This window comes from Microbacterium sp. nov. GSS16 (assembly GCF_028198145.1).
In the GTDB taxonomy this organism is placed as follows: domain Bacteria; phylum Actinomycetota; class Actinomycetes; order Actinomycetales; family Microbacteriaceae; genus Microbacterium.
The window spans coordinates 844169-865695 of record NZ_CP116338.1; the positions used below are offsets into that span (position 1 = coordinate 844169).

General features: G+C 66.4%; 19 protein-coding genes. 13 read left to right on the top strand and 6 right to left on the bottom strand.

Annotated elements, in window-relative coordinates:
• Nucleotides 1-16: 16 nt before the first annotated feature.
• Together dnaN and dnaA are read right to left on the bottom strand one after the other, a co-directional pair.
• Complete coding sequence (gene dnaN / locus PGB26_RS03895; protein ID WP_271639017.1) at nt 17-1159, bottom strand: DNA polymerase III subunit beta; 1143 nt, start codon at nt 1157-1159, stop codon at nt 17-19.
• A gap of 417 nt (nt 1160-1576) precedes the next feature.
• Nucleotides 1577-2971, bottom strand: coding sequence for a chromosomal replication initiator protein DnaA (dnaA, locus tag PGB26_RS03900; protein WP_271639018.1), 1395 nt, complete (start codon nt 2969-2971; stop codon nt 1577-1579).
• A gap of 343 nt (nt 2972-3314) precedes the next feature.
• Here dnaA and rpmH point away from each other — a divergent pair, with 343 nt between their 5' ends.
• The 11 genes from rpmH to PGB26_RS03955 all read left to right on the top strand — a co-directional run bounded on the left by rpmH (nt 3315) and on the right by PGB26_RS03955 (nt 13472).
• Nucleotides 3315-3452, top strand: a complete 138-nt coding sequence (gene rpmH, locus PGB26_RS03905) for a 50S ribosomal protein L34 (RefSeq protein WP_022879826.1) — start codon at nt 3315-3317, stop codon at nt 3450-3452.
• Between the two features lie 55 nt (nt 3453-3507).
• On the top strand, nt 3508-3810 hold the full coding sequence (gene rnpA / locus PGB26_RS03910; RefSeq protein WP_271639025.1) for a ribonuclease P protein component: 303 nt from the start codon (nt 3508-3510) through the stop codon (nt 3808-3810).
• The gene (gene yidD, locus PGB26_RS03915; RefSeq protein ID WP_271639026.1) at nt 3807-4157 is read left to right on the top strand and encodes a membrane protein insertion efficiency factor YidD; all 351 of its coding nucleotides are present in this window, start codon (nt 3807-3809) and stop codon (nt 4155-4157) included. The genes rnpA and yidD overlap by 4 nt, the downstream gene beginning before the upstream one ends.
• Nucleotides 4158-4160: 3 nt before the next feature.
• Nucleotides 4161-5168, top strand: a complete 1008-nt coding sequence (gene yidC, locus PGB26_RS03920; RefSeq protein WP_271639027.1) for a membrane protein insertase YidC — start codon at nt 4161-4163, stop codon at nt 5166-5168.
• Nucleotides 5168-5656, top strand: a complete 489-nt coding sequence (locus PGB26_RS03925) for a Jag family protein (RefSeq protein ID WP_271639028.1) — start codon at nt 5168-5170, stop codon at nt 5654-5656. The genes yidC and PGB26_RS03925 overlap by 1 nt, the downstream gene beginning before the upstream one ends.
• 80 nt (nt 5657-5736) lie before the next feature.
• The gene (rsmG, locus tag PGB26_RS03930) at nt 5737-6363 is read left to right on the top strand and encodes a 16S rRNA (guanine(527)-N(7))-methyltransferase RsmG (protein WP_271639029.1); all 627 of its coding nucleotides are present in this window, start codon (nt 5737-5739) and stop codon (nt 6361-6363) included.
• Between the two features lie 995 nt (nt 6364-7358).
• On the top strand, nt 7359-7721 hold the full coding sequence (locus PGB26_RS03935; protein WP_271639031.1) for a GIY-YIG nuclease family protein: 363 nt from the start codon (nt 7359-7361) through the stop codon (nt 7719-7721).
• A gap of 1851 nt (nt 7722-9572) precedes the next feature.
• Entirely contained in the window at nt 9573-10454 is an 882-nt protein-coding gene (locus tag PGB26_RS03940) for a ParA family protein (protein WP_271639032.1), read from the top strand.
• Nucleotides 10454-11437 (top strand): ParB/RepB/Spo0J family partition protein, encoded by a 984-nt coding sequence (locus tag PGB26_RS03945; protein WP_271639034.1) that lies wholly within the window; start codon nt 10454-10456, stop codon nt 11435-11437. The genes PGB26_RS03940 and PGB26_RS03945 overlap by 1 nt, the downstream gene beginning before the upstream one ends.
• A 286-nt stretch (nt 11438-11723) precedes the next feature.
• On the top strand, nt 11724-13172 hold the full coding sequence (locus PGB26_RS03950; RefSeq protein ID WP_271639036.1) for a sugar porter family MFS transporter: 1449 nt from the start codon (nt 11724-11726) through the stop codon (nt 13170-13172).
• A 9-nt stretch (nt 13173-13181) separates the two neighbouring features.
• Nucleotides 13182-13472, top strand: coding sequence for a tryptophan synthase subunit alpha (locus PGB26_RS03955; protein WP_177243789.1), 291 nt, complete (start codon nt 13182-13184; stop codon nt 13470-13472).
• A 95-nt stretch (nt 13473-13567) separates the two neighbouring features.
• Here PGB26_RS03955 and trxA read toward each other — a convergent pair whose 3' ends face one another.
• The 4 genes from trxA to PGB26_RS03975 form a co-directional block, all read right to left on the bottom strand.
• Nucleotides 13568-13891: a thioredoxin gene (trxA, locus tag PGB26_RS03960; RefSeq protein ID WP_204974995.1), complete on the bottom strand. Its 324-nt coding sequence runs from the start codon at nt 13889-13891 to the stop codon at nt 13568-13570.
• A gap of 65 nt (nt 13892-13956) precedes the next feature.
• Nucleotides 13957-14931, bottom strand: a complete 975-nt coding sequence (gene trxB, locus PGB26_RS03965) for a thioredoxin-disulfide reductase (RefSeq protein WP_271639040.1) — start codon at nt 14929-14931, stop codon at nt 13957-13959.
• Between the two features lie 154 nt (nt 14932-15085).
• Entirely contained in the window at nt 15086-16705 is a 1620-nt protein-coding gene (gene murJ, locus PGB26_RS03970) for a murein biosynthesis integral membrane protein MurJ (protein ID WP_271639041.1), read from the bottom strand.
• Nucleotides 16702-18819 (bottom strand): DUF6049 family protein, encoded by a 2118-nt coding sequence (locus PGB26_RS03975; RefSeq protein ID WP_271639042.1) that lies wholly within the window; start codon nt 18817-18819, stop codon nt 16702-16704. Before PGB26_RS03975 ends, murJ begins: the two co-directional genes overlap by 4 nt.
• Nucleotides 18820-18901: 82 nt before the next feature.
• On the opposite strand from PGB26_RS03975, the gene PGB26_RS03980 reads away from it, so the two are divergent.
• A complete protein-coding gene (locus PGB26_RS03980) occupies nt 18902-20419 on the top strand; it encodes a DUF7059 domain-containing protein (RefSeq protein ID WP_271639043.1) in 1518 nt (505 codons plus the stop codon).
• Between the two features lie 29 nt (nt 20420-20448).
• Entirely contained in the window at nt 20449-21507 is a 1059-nt protein-coding gene (locus tag PGB26_RS03985) for an LLM class flavin-dependent oxidoreductase (RefSeq protein ID WP_271639044.1), read from the top strand.
• Nucleotides 21508-21527 lie beyond the last annotated feature (20 nt).

Genomic DNA, 21527 nt, shown 5'->3' on the forward strand with positions numbered 1-21527 from the left:
TCGGCCCTGCAGAACCTCAGCGCAGCAGGAGGTTCGGCTGCAGCAGGTACTTGAACGAATCGAGGCCGGCCTGGTCGACCGAGGTCTGGCTGGTGATGAGCACCGGGCTGAGCTTGTTCGCGTTGTCGCTCGACGTGAACGTGACGCGGGTGAACTCGCTGCGAACCGCACCGAGAGCTTCGAGCAGATACTGCGGGTTGAGACCGAGGGTCACCTCGTCGCCGCCGTTGAGGTGCGCGTCGACCGACTCGGATGCCCGTGCCTGCTCGCTGCCCGAGGCATCCATCGTCACCCCGTCGGCGCCGAAGGTGAATCGCAGCGGCGCGGAGCGGTCGAGCACCAGCGCGACGCGACGGACGGCCTCGATGAGCTCTGCCGTGTTGACGACCGCGTAGTGGTCGGTCTGCTCGGGGAAGAGCCGGCGCACAGGCGGGAAATTGCCCTTGATCAGGAGAGATGTGACCGTCTTATTGCCGGCGGTGAAGGCGATGATCTCGCGATCCCCTGCACCCGAGAAGGCGACCTCGATCGTGCCGGCGTGAGCGAACGTCTTGCCGACCTCGGTCAGGGTGCGCGCAGGCACCAGCGCGGACTGCTCGGCGACCTCGCCGTCCCACGGCACGTCGCGCAGCGACACGCGATAGCGGTCGGTGGCGACCAGGCTGAGGTTGTGATCCGCGACCTCGAGCTGCACACCAGTGAGCACAGGGGTGACGTCGTCGCGGGAAGCGGCGAACGCGACCTGTGCGATCGCGGTCGCGAAATCCTCGGCGGGAACGACGCCGGTCGCCCCGGTGACCTCGGGGATCGAGGGATATTCCTCGACCGGCATGGCGGCGAGGGTGAATCGGGCCGACCCGCACGTCACCGCGACGCCGCCGTCGTCCTCGACGGCGATCTCGATGGGCGCGTTGGGCAGGCGGCTCGCGATGTCGGAGAGCAGACGTCCGTGCACGAGGATCGTGCCGGGATCGTCGACCGTCGCCTCGATGGTCGTGCGTGCGGACGCTTCGTAGTCGAAGGCCGAGAGGGTCAGTCCCTCACCGGATGCCTCGATGAGCACACCCGCGAGGATGGGCTGCGGATTGCGCTGCGGGAGCAGCTTGACGACGAAGGACACAGCCTCGCTGAACACATCGCGGTTGACCTGGAACCTCACGGGCGCTCCCTCGTTGCCTCGGCTCGCTGCAGCGGGCGCACTGCAGGCGATCCCATGCTAGCCGCAGGTGACGAGCCGTCCACCACCGGGAAGCCGTCGACGAGGGCGGTTCGTCCACATCCGTCTGGTCATCGGATGAGCCCTGTCCTGATGGATTTCTCTTAACGGTGTTAACAACTGTGGATTCTGTGGATAACTCGGTGGATATCAGCGGAGAGTAGGAAACTACAGACGTGTCACATGTGGAATCCCTGAGGAATCCGCGGGATGCGAGGGTGTGGGGGTCTCGAGCGCGGGCGCCGCTTATCCACAGGCAGGTGGTGTCGCGGGCATCCGGAGGCTATTGTTTCCACAACTTATCCACAGGGCCTGCGGACAACCGTCGGGAATTCGCGTGGGATCAGGCGTGTCGTCCGGTCAGCGGCGGCTGATCTGAGTGGTGATCTCGGTGACCTGGTTGTAGAGGGATCGACGCTGCTTCATGAGCTCGCTGATCTTCTTGCAGGCGTACATCACGGTGGTGTGATCGCGGTTGCCGAAGAGCTGGCCGATCTTCGGCAGCGACAGGCTCGTGCGCTCACGGCACAGGTACATCGCGATCTGACGCGCGGTCGCGATCTGCTGCGACCGGCTCGATCCGTACAGGTCGTCGACCGTGAGCTTGAAGTAGGCCGCCGTCGCCGTGATGATGTCGGTCGGCGAGATGATGTTGTCTTCGGTGGTGTCGACGATGTCGCGCAGAACCGTCTGGGCCAGCGAGATGTCGAGCATCGAGCGGTTCAGGCTGGCGAACGCCGACACGCGGATGAGAGCGCCCTCGAGCTCGCGGATGTTCGAGGACACGACGGTCGCGATGTATTCGAGCACCTCGTCGGGGATGTGCAGCGACTCGCTCTGCGCCTTCTTCCGCAGGATCGCGATGCGGGTCTCCAGGTCGGGCGCCTGCACGTCGGTGATGAGGCCCCACTCGAACCGGCTGCGCATGCGATCCTCGAAACCGGTGAGCAGCTTGGGAGCCACGTCACTGGTGATCACGACCTGCTTGTTGTGATCGTGCAACTGGTTGAAGGTGTGGAAGAACGCCTCCTGCGTCTCGGCGCGACCCTGCAGGAATTGGATGTCGTCGATCAGCAGGATGTCGACCTCGCGGTAGCGGCTCTGGAACGCGGCACCGCGGTTGTTGGCGATCGAGTTGATGAAGTCGTTCGTGAACTCCTCGCTCGAGACGTACCGCACCTTCACTCCTGCGTACAGCGACTGCGCGTAGTCGCCGATCGCGTGCAGCAGGTGCGTCTTGCCGAGACCGGAGTCGCCGTAGATGAACAGCGGGTTGTAGGCCTTCGCCGGCGCCTCGGCGACGGCGACGGCCGCTGCATGAGCGAACCGGTTGGACTGGCCGATGACGAAGTTGTCGAAGGTGTACTTGGGGTTCAGACGCGACTCGTGGCGGACGGGAGCGGGCTGCTGCTCCATGGGGGACTCGACGCGGGCCGGCTCGGCGAGCGGGAAATCGGAGACGGCGATCGGGGCGGTGGGCTGATCCACGAGTTCGTGATTCACGACGGTGCGGTACGAGGCGACCTCGTCGCCGATCGCGGAGAGCGCCTCCATCATGGGCACGCGCAGCCGCTTGTTGATCTGCGCCGCCGTGAGGTCGTTCGGGACGTCCAGGTACAGCACTCCGCCCATCACGCCGGCCGGCACGACCAGGCTCAGAAAGCCGTGCAGCTGAGGACTGACGCGATCATCTTCGGCGAGTCGTTCGAGCAGGGTCGACCAGATGGGCACATCGGGATGGGCGGCAGAGGTCATGGTGCTCCGGGCGAAGTTGTGGAAAACGCGCCGTGAAGCGTGATCTTCCCCTGTGGATAACGTCGGATGCCACGGTAGTCACCGGTCCGGTTAACAGCAAGCCGCCCCTGGAAACACGCGGGTGTGTCGTGTGTGACCGAGATCTTCACAGTTGTGGATAATGGGTGTGCGCAACTCGACAGCCGCGGCGTGGTGATCCGGTGGATTCGACCGCGGCATCCGGGCGCGGATTTGCCCTGCGTCGCGGCAGGTCGTACCCTTAATCGGTTGACTTATGCCATTCAGGCAGTACCCCCCGTCTCCGGTTGATTAGACCCGGTGACACCATTCCCGGAGTGATTCCATGAGCAAGCGCACTTTCCAGCCCAACAACCGTCGTCGCGCCAAGAAGCACGGCTTCCGCGCCCGTATGCGCACCCGCGCCGGCCGCGCCATCCTGTCGGCTCGCCGCGCGAAGGGCCGCACCGAGCTCTCGGCCTGACAGCCCAGTGCTCGCCCGGTCGAATCGCCTGACCCGTGGCCTCGACTACCGACAGGTGGTCCGCCGGGGAACGCGATGCGGCGGCCCGCGCCTGATCACCTCCGTGCTCCATGGCGCGGAAGACCGGGCTCCCCGATTCGGGTTCATCATCAGCAAGCAGGTAGGAACCGCAGTGGTTCGTAACACCGTTCGCCGACGCCTCAAGGCCGTGTGCGCGGAGTTCATCGACATGGTTCCTGAGGGCACGGATGTCGTCATCCGTGCCCTTCCTGCATCAGCCGAGGCCGACTTCTCGTCTCTGCGCACCGATGTCGAGCGCTGTCTGCGTCGCGTGCTCGTCGGATCGGCGCGCGCATGAGCGCGCTGCCCTCCTACTCCTTCGGAACGGCGCGGTTTCGAGCATCCGATCTGCTGCGCGGCATCCTGCTCGTGCCGCGCAACGTCGTTCTCTCGATACTCGCCCTCTACCGCGCGGTGATCTCCCCGCTCTATGGGGACGTGTGCAGGTTTTACCCGTCCTGTTCCGCGTACGCTGTAGGAGCGGTTCAGCAGAACGGCGCCGTCTGGGGAGCAGTGCTCTCCGCCTGGCGCATCCTGCGATGCAATCCGTGGAGCAAGGGCGGCGTCGATGACGTCAAGCCCCACGCTCATTTCCGATACGACCTGACCCCGCGGGGGTTCGTCGTACCTGCTCGAAAGGACTGAACAGTGGACCTCCTGGGAACCATCCTGTGGCCGCTGAAGTGGGCTGTTGAGCTCATTCTCGTCGCCTGGCACTGGCTGTTCACGACGATCGGCATGGCGCCGGCCGATGGCCTGACCTGGGTGCTGTCGATCGTCGGTCTGGTGATCGTGGTGCGCGCGGCAGTGTTCCCGCTGTTCGTGAAGCAGATCAAGAGCCAGCGGAAGATGATGGAAATCGCTCCTGAGCTGCGAAAAGTTCAGGAGAAGTACCGCGGCAAGAAGGACCAGCTGTCTCGCGAGGCCATGAGCCGCGAGACGATGGCGCTGTACAAGAAGCACGGCACGACGCCGATGTCGAGCTGTCTGCCTCTGCTCGTGCAGATGCCCATCTTCTTCGCCTTGTTCAGCGTGCTGAACGATGTGACCAAGCACCACAACGACGGCATCGGCGGCGTGGGTCTGCTGAACGCCCGGCTCACCGAGCAGTTCTACGACGCGAAGGTGTTCGGGACCGTGTCTCTGCACGAGACCCTCGGTGAAGCATGGAGCGCCGGCAACACCCCGGCCATCGTGCTGCTCGCGATCCTCGTCGCGCTGATGATCGGCTCGCAGTTCTACACGCAGTTGCAGATCATCTCGAAGAACCTGTCGCCCGAGGCCAAGACCGGCCAGGCGTACCAGATGCAGAAGATCATGCTCTACGTGCTGCCGCTGGGCTTCATCTTCTCGGGAGTCTTCTTCCCCCTCGGTGTCGTCATGTACTGGTTCGTGTCGAACCTGTGGACCATGGCGCAGCAGTTCCTCGTCATCCGCGAGATGCCGACGCCTGGATCCGAGGCGGCCAAGGCCCGGGAGGAGCGCCTGGCTCGCAAGGGCAAGGCGGTCAACGCGCAGGGAAAGGTCGTACCGATGTCGGTGTTCGAGGCCGAGCAGCAGCGCAAGCTCGAGGAGATCGAGAAGGCCAAGGCCGAGGCTCCTAAGCGCGAGCAGCCGATGAGCAAGAAGCGCGCCAAGAAGAAGGGCTCGAACTGATGACCACCGAAGACGTGAAGACCGCTCCCTCTGTCGAGGAGCTGGAGCACGAGGGCGACGTCGCGGCCGACTTCATCGAGGAACTGCTCGACATCGCCGACATCGACGGCGACCTGAACCTGGATGTCCGTCAGGGCCGTGCGTACGTCTCGGTCGAGGCAGAGGGTGACGGACTGTCGCTGCTGTCGGCGCCCGACACGGTGCAGGCTCTGCAGGAGCTGACCCGCCTGGCCGTGCAGAGCCGCACCGGGAGCTTCTCGCGGCTGATCCTCGACATCGGAGGATCGCGTGACACGCGTCGACGTCAGCTGGAACAGCTGGTGGATGCCGCGGTCGCCAAGCTCGACGCAGGAGCAACTCAGGCATCTCTGCCCTCGATGTCGAGTTATGAGCGCAAGCTCGTGCACGACATCGTGTCGGAGCGAGGCCTCACGTCGGAGTCGTACGGAGACGGTGCCGACCGTCACACGGTGATCTCGCGCGGCTGACGTATCTGCGCTGACGCATCTGTGCGCTTCGATCACGGCGAATTCAACGTCGTCACCCCCTCTTCTCTAGGATTTACCTCATGACCAGCCCTTTGGTTGAGACTGAACCCGCGGCGGCCGTGGATATCTTCGGTGATCGCATTGAGTTGGCCCGATCGTTCACGAAAGCGCTGGTTGCCGAGGGCGAGCTTCGCGGGCTGATCGGGCCGCTCGAATTGCCTCGGATCTGGACACGACACATCCTGAACTCCGCCATCGCGGCACCTCTGTTCTCAGGGTCGGTCGCGGACGTCGGGTCCGGCGCGGGGCTCCCCGGTCTCGTTCTCGCTATCAGCCGGCCGGATGTGCAGTGGACCCTGATCGAACCGATGGACCGGCGGGTCACCTGGCTGAACGAGCAGGTCGAGGCCCTGGGTCTCGACAACGTGACGGTCATGCGGGCTCGGGCGGAGGACGTGGGTCTCGAATTCGACGTCGTCACCGCGCGCGCCGTCAGCGCCATGCGCACACTGGTGCCGATCACGGCTCCCCTCGTCAGGGACGGCGGCGAGCTGATCCTGCTCAAGGGTCACAACGTGCCGGCGGAGATCGAGTCGGCGCAGAAGGTGCTGAGGAAGCACAAGGTGACGGACGTGTCGGTCGAGGTGCTGGGGGAGGGCGTACTGTCTGAGCCCACTCGAGTCGTCCGAGCCCGCGTCCGCGCCTGACGCGGCGTCCCGCTCCCCGGTCGTCGAGCGAGCGAAGCGAGTCGGAACGCGCGCGTCCCGCTCGGTCGAAGGCGTCTTTACCGTTTCGATGATGGTCCGCTTCCCGGTCGTTGAGCGAGCGAAGTGAGTCGAAACGCGCCCGTGATCTCGTGCATGTATTCTCCTTCCCTGTCGTCGAGGGAGACCAGCGAGTCGAAACGCCTGATGCCTGTTGACGATGTCCTCCTGCTGATTCGCCGTACCCGGAGACCGCCGACGACGTTTCACGTGAAACGCTGCACCCCGTGGAGCACAAGGCCCCGGTTACGCAGAGCACGCATCCGCAGCCCCGCACTGACCGGCCCCCTAACCCAACGCCTGGTGTCGCGGTTCCCGACGCAACATGAGCGTTTCACGTGAAACGCTGCACGGGAGACGCCGGTGAGCAGCAGAGATCCACCTGCGTGCTCTGCGGTTCAGTCAGCAGCGCGTCGACGAGACTCGGAGAACCATGCCTAGAACCCGGGCCCGGCGATCAATCCGACTTTGTTTGACGATGCGGCGCGGCAGACAAGAGAGTGATGTGTGACTGAGTGTGCGCCACGCATTCTGCAGCGAACAATCTGTCACCGGACCACGCAGAAGTGCCGCTCCATCTGAGTGAACCCATCGCAGGCGGCCCCCACGTTCGCGGCGGAGGTCTAGCCGCCGTGCACCGCCTGAGCTGTGAGAGGGGTGTTGAGTGCTGGCCGAGGTCGCTCGCAGTGGATGCGACAACCGACGGTGCTTCTGCTGAATGATGTGCAGGTGCGGGCGTTGGAACCTATAGGTGTTCTCTCGAGATGTCGCTTACGCGGGTTGGACGCATGGGCATGCGATCGGTGCGCCTGCCCATCTGGCCGGCCCGCCGCCCTCGCGAGGTAAAGAGTTCCTGCACAGGTCCGCCCGGATGCAACTTCTCCACTAGCGCGGTTCAGCGCTCAACCACCAACGGCAGGGATCCGAAAAGTTCCTGGATGCATGGGTATATCCTGCGGTGTGCTGATGGAACGTTCTACGCGGGGAGCGCCAAGTATCTGGATGACCGCGTTGCGGCTCATCAACAAGGTCTGGGGAGCGCCTATACGACGAGCCGCCGGCCGGTGGAGTTGATCTGGTGGCTTGAGCTCGATTGTATCGACGAGGCCTTCGCTTTGGAGAAGCAGATCCAAGGATTGAGTCATGTCAGGCGCCTAGCCTTCGTGGAAGGTGGCTTCGATGCCATCAAGGGTGGACTGCTCGAGAGCGAGCCCTGCGAAAGAAGGTGTCAAGCCAGGATGACCGTTTCACGTGAAACATGTGGCGATCGCGGGCATGTGGAGGAGGTTGCCTCCACGTGATTGAGACCTCAGCGGGGCGCTCGCGGGATCGATCGAAGCAAGACGGTCGAATCAGGCTTGTCGTTGCGCTGCTTTGTGGCTGAATGTTGCTGCGGATGAGCATGACAGCCGCGCGCACATGTTTCACGTGGAACGGGAAGCGGACGTCACGCCGGAGACCAGGAGCGCTCGGCGGGCACCTAGCGCATCATTTCGAGGCGCCCTGAACGACGAGCTGATTTATGCCCAGCGCGGTGGTCTGTCCGTGAGCGGTGGGGCGCGAAGCGTCCCGCGAGGGTGATTTGGGGTGCCGCGAACCGACGACAACTGAGTACGTCGGGTGTCGCAACGCGGTCGCGCGTGTAAACGCTACCTTGCGGCAAGCGGGAGGGTACCGGCGGCAGCAGTGTTTCACGTGAAACGGTGACCGACGAGCGTGCGCACCGATGCCGACGGCGTTTGTGTGCCCCGCGACCCTCGGTGCCCTTCTCATTCAGCGACCGGCTTTGAGTGTCGCAGCGGGGGACCGGTCGAGTAGGACGTCGCGCGCGAGACGGTCGTGCGCGCGTCGGGCGGCGCAGAGTCGCAACGCAGCCATTGCGGGACCTCGCCTCTGTGAGGCGAGTAGGAAGGCGGCGCCCATCCGGCACCCGCTGGGGTGCGGCTCAGCCCGCAGTGTCGAGCCTGTCGGGAGCTTCTCGCAGTGGTCATGAGTGGATTCCGGTTGTGTCCAGGTGCAACGGTGTGCCCAAAGGGATCTAGGGTCAGGATCGGCTGTCTCTGCATCTGCTGACCCCGTCGAGCCAGTGCTCGTGCAACGCCCGACGATCGCACGCTCGCGGGAAAGTAGCGAAGCGCGTTTCACGTGAAACGGCAGTGAGCAGTGGCCGAAGCTTTCCCGGGCGGCCGCTACGGCGAGCACGTCTAGTATCCGCTCAACGACCGGTGGGTGGTGCTGCGTCCGTGAAGCTGCCTGGTCAGGGCGATCGAGAGCCGCGGGGGAATCTCGCGTCGTCGCTGCCCTCCTCGCTCAGTGACCCGGCTGTGGGTCGTCCACCGCGGACATCGTGCTTAGTGGTTGCGCATCTCGCTCTCATTGACCGCGGAGGAGCCTTCTTTGGTGCAGCTCGCATTTCGTCTCGTCGCTGCGCTCCTCCCTCAATGGCCAGAGGGGCTGGTTGCATGTTTCACGTGAAACGTGCGTTCTGGTTCGTGACTGAGCTCCTCGGTCGGCAACTGGGAGATGTTCCTGCATCCGTCAAGCTGGCTAGCCAGGCGGCGGATCGCTGCGGACCATTTCGTCTGGTCGCTGCGCTCTTCGCTCAATGACCGCGTCGGGGCGTCGGGGGTTGCGGAACTTGTTCGCCGCTTCGCTCTGCGATCAGTGACCTGCGGGGCGTCGTGGATCGGACCATTTCGTCTCATCGCTGCGCTCCTCGCCCAATGACCGGACCGTGGGTTGTCGACCGGGTACATCGTGCCGCGCGGCTGTGCGTTTCGCTCTCATTGACTCGCGAGGAATGCGCTGGAGTAGCGAGCATTCGACTCGTCGCTGCGCTCCTCGCTCAATGACCGAGCGGGGGAGTGGGACGGCATGTTTCACGTGAAACAAGCATTTCGACTCGTCGCTGCGCTCCTCGCTCAATGACCGAGTTTGGGGCGTCGTGGGTGGGACATCTCGTCTCGACCCTTCGTTCTTCGCTCAATGACCGTGGCATTTCATCCCCTCGTTGCGCTCCCTGGTTTATGACCCGGGGGTGGCACGGACGGGGGAGTGGTGGAGGGATCACGTAGAGTGGATGGCGGTCCCGAAAGGAGTCGATGTTTCACGTGAAACCATCCGACAATGCATCGCCGAACCAGGATTTCGGGATGGATACCCCGCTCGCTCGGGAACTGGCCGACCTATCCTCACGACGCAAGGCGCTCAAGACCGTCGAGGTCCGATTCACCGGAGATACGCGCGTCTTCACGGTGTCGAATCAGAAGGGTGGGGTTGGCAAGACCACGACCGCCGTCAATTTGGCATCCGCTCTTGCTGATCTAGGTGCCAAGGTGCTCGTGATCGACCTCGACCCGCAAGGAAACGCCTCGACGGCGCTCGGCGTGACGCATTCCGCTGACACGAAGAGCATCTACGACGTGCTGATCAACGACCTCCCGTTCGGAGAGATCGTGCAGGACAGCCCGGAATCCGAGAACCTGCGCTGCGCGCCCAGCACGATTCACCTTGCCGGCGCCGAGATCGAACTCGTGTCGCAGGTCGCGCGAGAATTCCGGCTGCGCCGTGCGCTCGAGGAGTATCTGCGCGACAACCCGGTCGACTTCGTCATCATCGACTGCCCGCCATCCCTCGGCCTGCTCACCATCAACGCGTTCACCGCGGCATCCGAGGTGCTCATCCCCATCCAGTGCGAGTATTACGCGCTCGAAGGCCTGAGTCAGTTGCTCGGCAGCATCCAGATGATCCAGAAACACCTCAACCCCGAGCTTCACCTGTCGACCATCCTGCTCACGATGTACGACGCGCGCACGCGCCTCGCCCAGCAAGTGGCCGACGAGGTGCGAACCCACTTCCCGCAGCAGGTGCTCAAGGCCGTGATCCCGCGCTCGGTGCGGGTATCCGAGGCCCCCAGCTTCGGACAGACCGTCATTTCGTACGACGGCACGTCGGCGGGGGCGGTCGCCTACCGGGAAGCAGCAGTCGAGATCGCGCAGCGCAAGGAATCCGCCGCGCAGAACAAGGGAGCATGATGGCCAAGCGCACTGGACTCGGTCGGGGAATCGGCGCACTCATTCCGACGACGGATCAGGCTGAGCGCCCGGTCGACGTCTTCTTCCCGGGCGCGGCGAAGGTGAAGACGGATGCCACACCCCCGCAGCCTGAGGAACTCACGCCCACCCCCGATGAGGCGGAGCTCTCGCAGGTGCCCGGGGTGCGTCTGATTCAGGTCGACCCGAACCGCATCGTCCCTAATCCCCGTCAGCCGCGCACGCATTTCGACGAGGACCACCTCGCTGAGCTCGTGCACAGCGTGAAGGAGTTCGGCGTCCTGCAGCCGGTGATCGTCCGGCAGAACTCCGATGGCGAGTACGAGCTGATCATGGGCGAGCGTCGTACCCGCGCCGCTCGCGAGGCCGGCCTCGCCACGATTCCCGCGATTCTGCGCGAGACGGCAGACGAGGACCTGCTGCGCGACGCGCTTCTTGAGAATCTGCACCGCTCCCAGCTGAACCCCCTCGAGGAGGCCTCCGCCTACCAGCAGCTGCTGGAAGACTTCGGCATCACGCAGGAAGAGCTCGCTGCCCGCATCGGTCGCTCGCGACCGCAGATCAGCAACACCATCCGACTTCTGCGTCTGCCGGTCCCGGTGCAGCAGCGCGTCGCTGCCGGAGTGCTTTCGGCCGGCCATGCGCGTGCAATTCTGTCGGTCGAGACGCCGGAGCAGATGCAGCGCCTCGCTGACAAGGTCGTGAATGAAGACCTCTCCGTCCGAGCCACCGAGGCCGCGGCCAAGTCCATGCCCACCGCGGCCGGCTCGTCGACAAAGCCCACTGCCGGCGCGCGCCGCGCCTACCTCGACGAGGTCTCCCACAAGCTCGGTGATCGCCTCAACACTCGGGTCAAGATCGACCTCGGCGCACGAAAAGGCCAGCTCAAGATCGAATTCGCGTCGATCCAGGACCTCAACCGCATTCTCGCCGAGATCGGTGAAGAGGAGTTCGGATCGCGCTGATCCGAGAAGATCGCGCTGATCCGAGAAGATCGCGCTGATCCGAGAAGATCGCGCTGATCCGAGAAGATCGCGCTGATCCGAGACAGTCAGCACGACAGCAGATGAGCACCGGGTCCTCCCGGTGCTCATCTGCTGCTTCGGCGCAGCGCTCCGGCGGATGAAGTCCGCCGCACCAGCCAACCAGACCCACCTCGCACCCCTACCTGTTTCTCCGCCCGTGCGCACGCCCCTTTCTGACCGCACTGCGCACGGATAGCATCCGGAGCACCGGAAGAGGAGGGGCATCATGACACACGCAGCAGGCACAGGCCCGGCGAAAGGCATACGCGGACGCGTCATCGGGGTGAGCATCGCCGCGGCACTGGGAGGATTCCTCTTCGGCTTCGACACCGCGGTGATCAACGGAGCGGTCGACGCACTGGCGGGCGCATTCGATCTCGGCGTCGGGCTCAAGGGCTTCGCGGTGTCGTCGGCGCTCATCGGCTGCGCCGTCGGTGCGTGGTTCGCCGGCCCCCTGGCGAACCGGTTCGGACGCATTCCCACCATGATCGTCGCGGCCGTGCTCTTCCTCGTCTCGGCAGTCGGCTCGGGGCTCGCCTTCGGGGTGATCGACCTGATCATCTGGCGTGTCGTCGGCGGTCTCGGTGTCGGTGCGGCCTCGGTGATCGCCCCGGCTTACATCGCCGAGGTGTCACCCGCACACGTCAGAGGGCGCCTCGGTTCACTGCAGCAGCTCGCCATCGTGACAGGAATCTTCGTCGCCCTGCTCTCGGATGCCCTGCTGGCGAACGTCGCGGGCGGCGCGGCGGAGCCGCTGTGGGGTCTGGATGCCTGGCGCTGGATGTTCATCGCCGAGGCGATCCCCGCGGTGGTCTACGGCATCATGGCGATGCGCCTGCCCGAGTCGCCACGGTACCTCGTGGCGCGCGGCGATGTCGACAAGGCGGCTGAGGTGCTGACCCTGGTCACCGGCACCATCGACGTGAAGACGAAGATCACCGAGATCACGGGCACGATCAACACCGAGCGCACCGAGTCGCTCAGCGACCTGCGCGGCCACCGCTTCGGGCTCAAGCCGATCGTCTGGGTCGGGATCCTGCTGAGCATCTTCCAGCAGTTCGTCGGCATCAACGTGATCTTCTACTATTCGACGACCCTGTGGCGTTCGGTCGGATTCGACGAATCGGATGCCCTGACGATCACCGTCATCACCTCGGTGACGAACATCGTCGTGACGATTATCGCGATCCTGCTGGTCGACCGCGTCGGGCGGCGCCTGATGCTCATGGTCGGATCGATCGGCATGACGGCTACGCTGGGACTGATGGCGGTCGCCTTCTCGTTCGGCACGCTGGATGCCGAGGGCGCGGTCACCCTGCCCGACCCGTGGTCGACCATCGCCCTGATCAGCGCCAACGCGTTCGTGGTCTTCTTCGGCGCGACCTGGGGGCCCCTGGTGTGGGTGCTGCTGGGGGAGATGTTCCCCAACTCGATCCGGGCCGGCGCTCTCGCGGTGGCCGCCGCGGCACAGTGGGCGGCCAACTTCTTCATCTCCACGACCTTCCCTGCGTTCGCCGAGATCGGTCTCACCTTCGCCTACGGCTTCTACGCGTTCTTCGCCCTGCTGTCGTTCTTCTTCGTGTACTTCAAGGTCGCCGAGACGAAGGGCAAGGAGCTCGAATCGATGACGGAGGATGTGAAGATCGAGCGCCGTGCACGGGCTCCGCGCTCGTAGAATTGTCTGGTGATCCCCTCGTTCCCGCGCCGCGCCAGCCTCGAAGTGCTGCGTGCGGAGGCGGGCGACGAGCGCTCGGTGCTCGTGCACGAGCGTCTGCGCAGCGGAGAGGACCCCTGGGACTTCATGTCGGAGCTGCCGTCGGTCGACGAGCTCGTGGTGCTGCTGCTGCGCACCGACGTGTACGAAGACAGGGGCGGCAACCCGCGCGACCCGCGCTGGAACGACTCGGTGCTGCGCAGCATCGCGCACGAGTACCCCGAGCTCAGCACCACGGTCTGGCGGATGCTCGCGGCGTAGCGACTCGTTTCGACGCGCTTCGCCTGCTCGACGACCGGGGAGATGCAGAAGAGCCCGCCACCGCGATGGGGTGACGGGCTCAGGCCTCGGCGGGCTCAGCCGATGAACGGGGCGAGGTCCTGCTCGAGGGCGAACTTCGGCTTGGCGCCGATGATGGTCGTCTTGACCTCTCCGCCCTGGAACACCTTCATCGCCGGGATCGAGGTGATCTGGTACTTCATGGCCAGATCGGGATTCTCGTCGACGTTGAGCTTGAGGATCGTGATCTTGTCGGGGTTCTCGGCCTGGATCTCGTCGAGCACGGGCGCGACCATGCGGCACGGTCCGCACCACGCGGCCCAGAAGTCGACCAGCACGGGTCCTTCGGCCTGCAGGACATCCTGCTCCCAGGTGGCCTGCGTGGTTGCCTTGGCAGTCATACGAATACTCCTTGTTCGGTGTCACCCGTACCAACGTCGAGTGAGCGGAAAGTGTTCCCGGTGTCTCAGCCGACGATGATCTCGGCGGCCAGCGCCGCCGGCTCTTCGACCGACGCGTCTTCGAGGTCGGCGATGAAGTGCTCGGCATCGAGCGCCGCGACGACGCCTGATCCAGCTGCGGTGGCGGCCTGACGGTACGTCGGGTCGATCACGTCGCCGGCGGCGAACACACCGGGAACCGAGGTGCGCGACGAGCGCCCGTCGACCCAGATCGTGCCGGCGTCGGTGAGCTGCAGCTTGTCGTGCACCAGGTGGGTGCGCGGGTCGTTGCCGATCGCCACGAACACGCCGTCGACGGCGAGCTCGCGGGTCGAGTCGTCGACGGTCGAGCGCAGACGCACGCCGCTGACCGAGTCGCCGCCGAGGATCTCGTCGACCGTGCTGTTCCAGACGAACTCGATCTTCTCGTTGGCGAACGCCCGCTCCTGCATGATCTTCGACGCCCGCAGGGTGTCCTTGCGGTGGATGACGTACACCTTCGACGCGAAGCGGGTGAGGAAGGTCGCCTCTTCCATGGCCGAGTCGCCACCGCCGACGACCGCGATCTCCTTCTCGCGGAAGAAGAAGCCGTCGCACGTCGCGCACCACGAGACGCCGTAGCCCGACAGACGCTCTTCGCCCTCGACCCCGAGCTTGCGGTAGGCCGAGCCGGTCGCGTAGATGATCGTCGACGCCTCGTGCACCGCACCGCTGCCCAGGATGACCTTTTTGACCGGTCCGTTGAGCTGAAGCTCGGTGACGTCGTCGTACAGCACCTCGGTGCCGAACTTCTCGGCCTGCGCCTGCAGCTTCGCCATCAGATCGGGGCCCTGGATGCCCTCGGGGAAGCCGGGGAAGTTCTCGACGTCGGTCGTGTTCATCAGCTCGCCGCCGACCTCGACGGTGCTGGCGACCAGCAGCGGCTTGAGGTTGGCGCGCGCCGCATAGATCGCGGCCGTGAATCCGGCCGGGCCGGAGCCGATGATGATGACCTGACGCATGTGCTCTCCTAAGGCTGCGGGTGACCGGCGGGCGCGGGATGATCCGCGTCGTCTGCTTCAACCCATGGTAACCGCGCCGCATTCCCCCGCGCCGGGAGAGCCGCTTCGCGGAAGACGCGTCCGGATGTCAGGCGCGGGGCGTGCTCGATGAGGCTCAGCGCTTGGGCAGGAAGCGGGTGACCAGTCCACGGGCTGCGCTGGTCTCGGGCGCACGCAGCACGAGCAGCGCGAGCGCATAGACGACGACGGCGACGAGGCCGATGACGCCCGTGCCGACCGCGCCGAGCAGCTTGTCGATGAAGGTCGATCCGGTCTGCCCGACCGTCCATCCCCGATCGGCGCCGAGCAGCAGGTACGTTCCCCATCCGGCCAGGCCCGCCGGCACGGCGGCGACGACGAAGCGGCCGATGGAGAGAAGCGTCTGCGGCAGCTGGAGCCCGCCCAGCCTGCGGCGCAGGATGAGCACGGCGATCACCGTCTGCACGAGACCGGCGATCGACTGCCCGAGCGCCACGGCGGCGGCGAGCTGACTGAGCGGGGCGACCGCGGCGGCGAAATACGAGAAGCCGATGATCAGCCCGACCTGCACGAGTGTGAACACGAACGGTGTGCGGGTGTCGCCGAACGCGTAGAACGCTCGCTGCACGATGAACAGCACCGACAGGGGCAGCAGGCCGACGAGATAGCAGACCAGCACCGGGGCCGCGGCGACGGCATCCGCAGGGCTCTGGGTGAAGATGCGCGTGGCCGGCACCGCTGCGACGGCGAGGGCGATGCCCGAGCCGACGATGAACAGCGACACGACCCGGATGCAGCGGGCGACGTCGGCGCGCACCTCGTCGCGACGGTTCTCGTGCGCATGCTCGGCGATCTGCGTGAAGTACGGGGTGCCGATCGAGATCGCGAAGATCGAGTACGGCAGCATGAACACCAGCCAGGCGGCCTGCATCATGAACACCGAGGGGTAATCGCCCGATGAGTCGGTCACCACGCGCGTCTGGATGAGCCCGGCGATCTGGCCGGCGATCACCATGAGGAAGGTCCAGCCGGCGAGCGTGCCGATCTGGCCGAGGCCGACGCCCTTCCACCGGAAGTCGGGGCGCAGGCTCAACCCGGTGCGCCGCCAGGCGAAGAGCAGCATGAGGGCCTGCACGACGATGCCGAGTGTGGCCGTACCGCCGAGCACGGCGATCATGGTCGGATCCCAGACGTCTACCCGGCTCTGATCCCCGTCGAACAGGGCGATGAAGACGAGGAACCCCGCGATGGAGATGATGTTGTTCGCCACGGGGGTCCACGTGTACGGACCGAAGACGCGCTTGGCGTTGAGCGTCTCGCCGATGAGCGCGTACAGGCCGTAGAAGAAGATCTGCGGCAGGCACCAGTACGCGAACGCGGTGCCGAGAGCCAGCTGCTCGGGGGTGAAGTTCGGTCCGTACAGCGCGATGAGCCAGGGGGCGGCCAGCATGGCCAGCGCGGTCGCGCCGAGGAAGACCACGGTGCCCAGCGTGAACAGCTTCGAGATGTACGCGCCGCCGCCGTCGGCGTGACTGGCCGACTTCACGATCTGCGGGATGATCACTGCCGTGAGGATGCCCGTCTGGATGATCGTGAAGACGTTGTTGGGCAGCTGGTTCGCGACGCCGAAGGCGTCACCGGCCTGTCCGATCGTGCCGATGGCTGCGACCAGCACGATCGTGCGGATGAGACCGGTGATGCGCGAGATGAGCGTCCCCGCCCCGAGGATGGCGCTGGCGCGGCCGAGACTTGTCACTGCTCTCCTTCTGCAGACCCGTTCGTGCCCTGAGCCTGGTGCAGGGCATCCGCTCTGCGTCGACGCACCATCCGCACGCTGCCGACGATCAGCAGCACGACGATCACCGCTCCGAGGATTCCGAGGCCGATGCCCTCCCAGTCGGCCCGCAGGGTGACATCGGCGACCTCGGGCTGCCCGATGGGCACGCCCGTGGGGCTCTCGAGCCGGAAGCGCACGTCGACCTGACCGCTCGCGACGCGGGCCTCGATCGGGACGTCCACTCGGGTCGAGCTCGAGGCGAGGGCGGTCACCTCGGTCGCGGGCTGGATGTCGAGACGGTTGTCAGACGGCGTGCTGTACAGGGTGACGGTGACCGGCCAGGGCAGGTCGTTGCGCACCCACACCGGAAGCGGTGCGGCCGAGGTGAACAGCTGTACGGGCTTGGGCTTGACCACATTCACCGAACTGAGAGTGGTGGTGGCACGCTCGGCATGTTCGGCGACACGCTCGGTGAACACGTCATCGTCCAGGCCGACTCCGATCACGCGCAGCATGCGGATGCGATCCGGGACGAGCAGCACGGCCGGCTCCTCGAGGATCGTCGCGAAAGCGGTGAGCCGGTCGGCCGCGGCGAGCATGCTGTTCAGCTCGCCGACGCGCGCACCGGCAGTGGTCGTCTCGGCGAGTGAGACGGATGCCGGTTCTGCGGCGCGCAGCGTGCTGAGGCTCGCGCCCGGATCGGCGAAGGCCAGCAGGGCCGCTCGCAGCGCGTCGGGGGAGCGGGTCTCGGATCGCTCCAGCGCGACCGCCGTGAGCGGGCTGCGCTGTTCGGCGAAGAAGAGCTGCCCGGCGACTGCGGCCATCCCGGCGTCTGCGGCTGCGGCATCAGCGCGCTCCACCGCCGCAGAAAGGCGCGCCGAGGCTGCGGCGTCGGTGATGAGCAGGTCGTGCGCGTCGACCCTGCTGTGCACGGCCGCGCCCTCCTGCACAGAGGTGGAGGGCAGGATCGTCGTGGTCTTGTCACCGAGGTATGCGCCGAAGGCCGCGAGATCCTGCTCGGTCACCGACGGGCGGGGCCAGAGGATGCTGCCCTGCGCGCCCCGCACGGCCGTCAGCTCGCTGCTCTCGGGCAGCTCAGGTTCGGCGGTGGGAAGGGGAGTCGGTGTGGGCTCCGAGGTCGGCTCGAGCTTCGGGTCCACGGCGGGGAAGTCGGCAGGGTCGAGCAGCGGGGTCAGATCAGGCGTACCGAGCAGTTCGGAACGCCCGCTCTGCGCCTGCACCGTGGCATCCGCGTCGCCGAACTGCAGCGTGAACATGTCATTAGGCAGTGCCTCGAACCGCTCCAGCCATCGTGTGGCGCCGGCGGGCGCGCGATCGCCGAGCACACGGATCGACGCGGGGATCGCGGGGTCGATCGCCAGGATCGCTCCGGTGCCGGAGACGGCATCGATCAGCTCGGCGAGGTCGCCCCCGTCGGAGGTGAGGGCGGTGAGCTCGTCAGCGGTGAGCAGGGCGCCGTTCTCGGGCGTCGCCGTGACCGGAACGATCACAGCCGTGCGCGCGTCGGTCGGGGCGGGAACGACCAGCACCGACGCTGCCGTGATGCTCAACGGCACGGTCTTGCCGTCGGCATCGGTCGTGGTCGCCCCGGTGAGACGGGCCTTGAGCGGATAGACGCCGGGTGCCAGCTCGCCGAGCGCAGCGGGCTCGACGCTCAGTTCGATCGTCTCGTCGGACCCGTCGCCGACGGCTGGAGAGCTCTCGGCGGCCACGGTGCGGAAGGCGCCGCCTGCGGTGTCGTCATCAAGCCAGGCGTCGAGTGCGGTGCCGTCGGCGAGGGGTGTGGTGTTCAGCTCGACGCTGACGCTGCCGGAGGTGATGGTGCCGTCGGTGGGATTCTCGATCGTGACGCTGCTCAGCAGCGGCGCGCCGGGCGTGACCTCGCCGGCATCGCCGGCCGAGAGGAACATCTCGACGACCGCGTCGGTCTGCTGCTCGGCATCCGCATCATCGGCGGCCGTCGCCGGAGCGATGCCGAGACCGAGAGAGCCGACGACGAGCGCCGCGGCGAGGCGGCCCAGCAGCCGACGCGCGCGCGGACGTCGGCCTTCGCGATGCAGTGTCGAGATCATGAGTGCGGGTCGTCGGATGCCAGCACCGACGACGCCCCCGATTCTAGGGCGCAGAGCGCGGTGAACCCTGAAGGCGCGTAGAGTGACCGCCGTGCCAGATCGCGCTCAGCCTCGCCCGGACGCCCCTCTGACGCGGGCGCTCGCCGCCGATCTCGACTCCGCCGACTTCCGCTCCGACCCGCTGCGGTCGCTGTGGGGCGAGGAGGCCGACGACGCGCTGGGGCGCGGGCTGCGCGAGCCGATCCTGCGGGCCCTGCACGGGCGTGACGACGTGCTCTCGACGCTCGGCCGGCTGTGGGTGCTCGGGATGGCGCAGCCGCAGGCCGCCGTCGAGCGGGCGCTGCCGGGAGTCGGCGTCGTCGGAGTCGTCGCCCTGGGCCTCGCGCGCCTGCAGGGCGAGAGCGTGCATCCGCAGGCGCTGATCCGCCCGCAGTCCTTCGTGGATGCCGACGGTGTCGGGGAATGGTGGATCGCCAGCGACCTCGACGAGATCGCGCTCGGCACGGCGCTGCCCCCCGATCATGTGCTCGGCGTCGGCGGTGCATCTCGCACGCTGGCCGAGCTGGTCATCCCGGTGCCGGTGCACCGGGCACTCGACCTCGGCACCGGATGCGGCATCCAGGCGCTGCTCGTGTCACGGCATGCCGGCGCGGTCGTGGCGACCGACATCTCGACACGCGCGCTCGCCTATGCCGAGCTGAATGCGCAGCTGAACGGCGTGCACAACATCGAGTTCCGACTCGGCAGTCTCTTCGAACCCGTCGCGGGGGAGACGTTCGATCTGATCGTGTCGAATCCGCCGTTCGTGATCACGCCGCGCGCCACGGGCGTGCCCGAGTACGAGTACCGCGACGGCGGCCTTGTGGGCGACGCGCTCGTCGAGGACTTCCTGCGCGGCGCCCCCGCGCATCTCGCTCCCGGCGGCATCGCTCAGTTGCTCGGCAACTGGGAGTCGCGCGCCGGAGTCCGCGGGCTCGATCGCGTTCGCTCGTGGGTGAACGCCGATCTGGATGCCTGGGTGATCCAGCGCGAAGAGCTCACGCCGCTCGGATACGCGGAACTCTGGATCCGCGACGGAGGCACGCTGCCGCGGGACGCCCAGTTCACCCGTCTGCTCACCGCGTGGCTCGACGATTTCGCCCAGCGCGGGGTGACGGCGGTCGGCTTCGGGTACATCCTGCTGCGCCGATCCGCCTCGGGCGCCGGGGTGCTGCGTCGCTTCGAGACCGTCTCGCAGCCGGTGTCGAACCTCGGTCGCGCCCTCGGGGCGGGTCTCGCCGCACACGACGCGCTGGCTGATGGCATCCCGGATCGCCTCGTCGTCGCGCCCGACGTCACCGAGGCGCGGCACCACATGCCCGGGGAGGACGACCCGAGCGTCATCGAACTGCGCCAGGGCGGCGGGTTCGGGCGCACGATCGGCGTCGACAGTGCGCTCGCGGGGTTCGTCGGCGCGTGCGACGGCGAGCTGACCGTCGCTCAGATCGTGGGCGCGCTCGCCGACCTGTTCGACGTGCCGCTCGCCGACCTGTGGGCCGATATCGAACCGCGCATCCGTCGTCTGGTGCTCGACGGGCTGCTGCTGCCGGCTGCGGAATAGCCGTCGACTTTTATGCGTTTGCATACGACATGAAGGCATTCGGCTTCCTCTCCTTCGGGCACTACGCAGACGTGCCCGGATCCCTCACCCGCACCGCGGGCGACATGCTGCGCCAGACCATCGAGATCGCGGAAGGCGCCGACGAGATCGGTGTCAACGGCGCGTACGTGCGCGTGCACCACTGGGCGCGCCAGGCCGCATCGCCCATGCCGCTGCTGTCGGCCATGGCCGCCCGGACGAAGCGCATCGAGGTGGGCACGGGCGTGATCGACATGCGCTATGAGAACCCGTTCCAGTTCGCCGAGGAGGCGGCTGCGCTCGACCTCATCGCCGACGGTCGCATCGCACTCGGAGTGAGCCGCGGGTCACCCGAGACGGCGCTGCGCGGCTACGAGACCTTCGGCTTCCATGATGAGGAGGACACCGAGCGCGGCAGCGTGATGGCACGCGAGAAGTTCGACCTCTTCCTCCGCGCGATCGACGGGGAGCGCGTCGCTCCCGGTGATCCGCGCATGGTCGGGGAGGGTCACTACCTGGCCATCGAGCCGCAGTCGCCCACCCTGCGCGACCACATCTGGTGGGGTGCCGGCTCGCGGGCGACGGCCGAGACGACCGGGCGCATGGGCTTGAACATGATGAGCTCGACCCTGCTCACCGAGGCGACCGGTCAGCCGTTCCATGAGCTGCAGCGCGAGCAGATCGATCTCTTCCGCACCGCGTACCGGGAAGCGGGTCATACCGGCGCACCCCGGGTGTCGGTGAGCCGCAGCGTGTTCCCGCTGGTCAGCGACCGTGACCGGGCGTACTTCGGCCTGCGCTCGCGCGAGAACAGCGACCAGGTCGGCATCATCGACGGGTATCGCTCGACGTTCGGCAAGACGTACGCTGCCGAACCCGACGAGCTGATCGAGCAGCTGAAGGCCGACGAGGCCGTGATGGCGGCCGACACCCTCATGCTGACGATCCCGAACCAGCTCGGCCCCGAGTACAACCTGCACGTGCTGCAGGCTTTCGCCGAGCACGTCGCCCCGGCGCTGGGCTGGAAGCCAAACACAGAGGGCCCGGTGCAGGGCGACCCCATCGCCTGACCGGAGCGGTCACGAAGTTC

What these genes read in the sequence shown, in the direction of transcription:
- rpmH (WP_022879826.1), top strand. Translation starts at nt 3,315, where the DNA reads ATGAGCAAGCGCACTTTCCAGCCCAACAACCGTCGTCGCGCCAAGAAG.
- yidD (WP_271639026.1), top strand. Translation starts at nt 3,807, where the DNA reads ATGAGCGCGCTGCCCTCCTACTCCTTCGGAACGGCGCGGTTTCGAGCA.
- PGB26_RS03935 (WP_271639031.1), top strand. Translation starts at nt 7,359, where the DNA reads ATGCATGGGTATATCCTGCGGTGTGCTGATGGAACGTTCTACGCGGGG.
- PGB26_RS03985 (WP_271639044.1), top strand. Translation starts at nt 20,449, where the DNA reads ATGAAGGCATTCGGCTTCCTCTCCTTCGGGCACTACGCAGACGTGCCC.
- PGB26_RS03975 (WP_271639042.1), bottom strand. Translation starts at nt 18,819, where the DNA reads ATGATCTCGACACTGCATCGCGAAGGCCGACGTCCGCGCGCGCGTCGG.
- PGB26_RS03925 (WP_271639028.1), top strand. Translation starts at nt 5,168, where the DNA reads ATGACCACCGAAGACGTGAAGACCGCTCCCTCTGTCGAGGAGCTGGAG.
- PGB26_RS03945 (WP_271639034.1), top strand. Translation starts at nt 10,454, where the DNA reads ATGGCCAAGCGCACTGGACTCGGTCGGGGAATCGGCGCACTCATTCCG.
- trxB (WP_271639040.1), bottom strand. Translation starts at nt 14,931, where the DNA reads ATGCGTCAGGTCATCATCATCGGCTCCGGCCCGGCCGGATTCACGGCC.
- dnaA (WP_271639018.1), bottom strand. Translation starts at nt 2,971, where the DNA reads ATGACCTCTGCCGCCCATCCCGATGTGCCCATCTGGTCGACCCTGCTC.
- PGB26_RS03940 (WP_271639032.1), top strand. Translation starts at nt 9,573, where the DNA reads ATGGATACCCCGCTCGCTCGGGAACTGGCCGACCTATCCTCACGACGC.
- PGB26_RS03950 (WP_271639036.1), top strand. Translation starts at nt 11,724, where the DNA reads ATGACACACGCAGCAGGCACAGGCCCGGCGAAAGGCATACGCGGACGC.
- trxA (WP_204974995.1), bottom strand. Translation starts at nt 13,891, where the DNA reads ATGACTGCCAAGGCAACCACGCAGGCCACCTGGGAGCAGGATGTCCTG.
- rsmG (WP_271639029.1), top strand. Translation starts at nt 5,737, where the DNA reads ATGACCAGCCCTTTGGTTGAGACTGAACCCGCGGCGGCCGTGGATATC.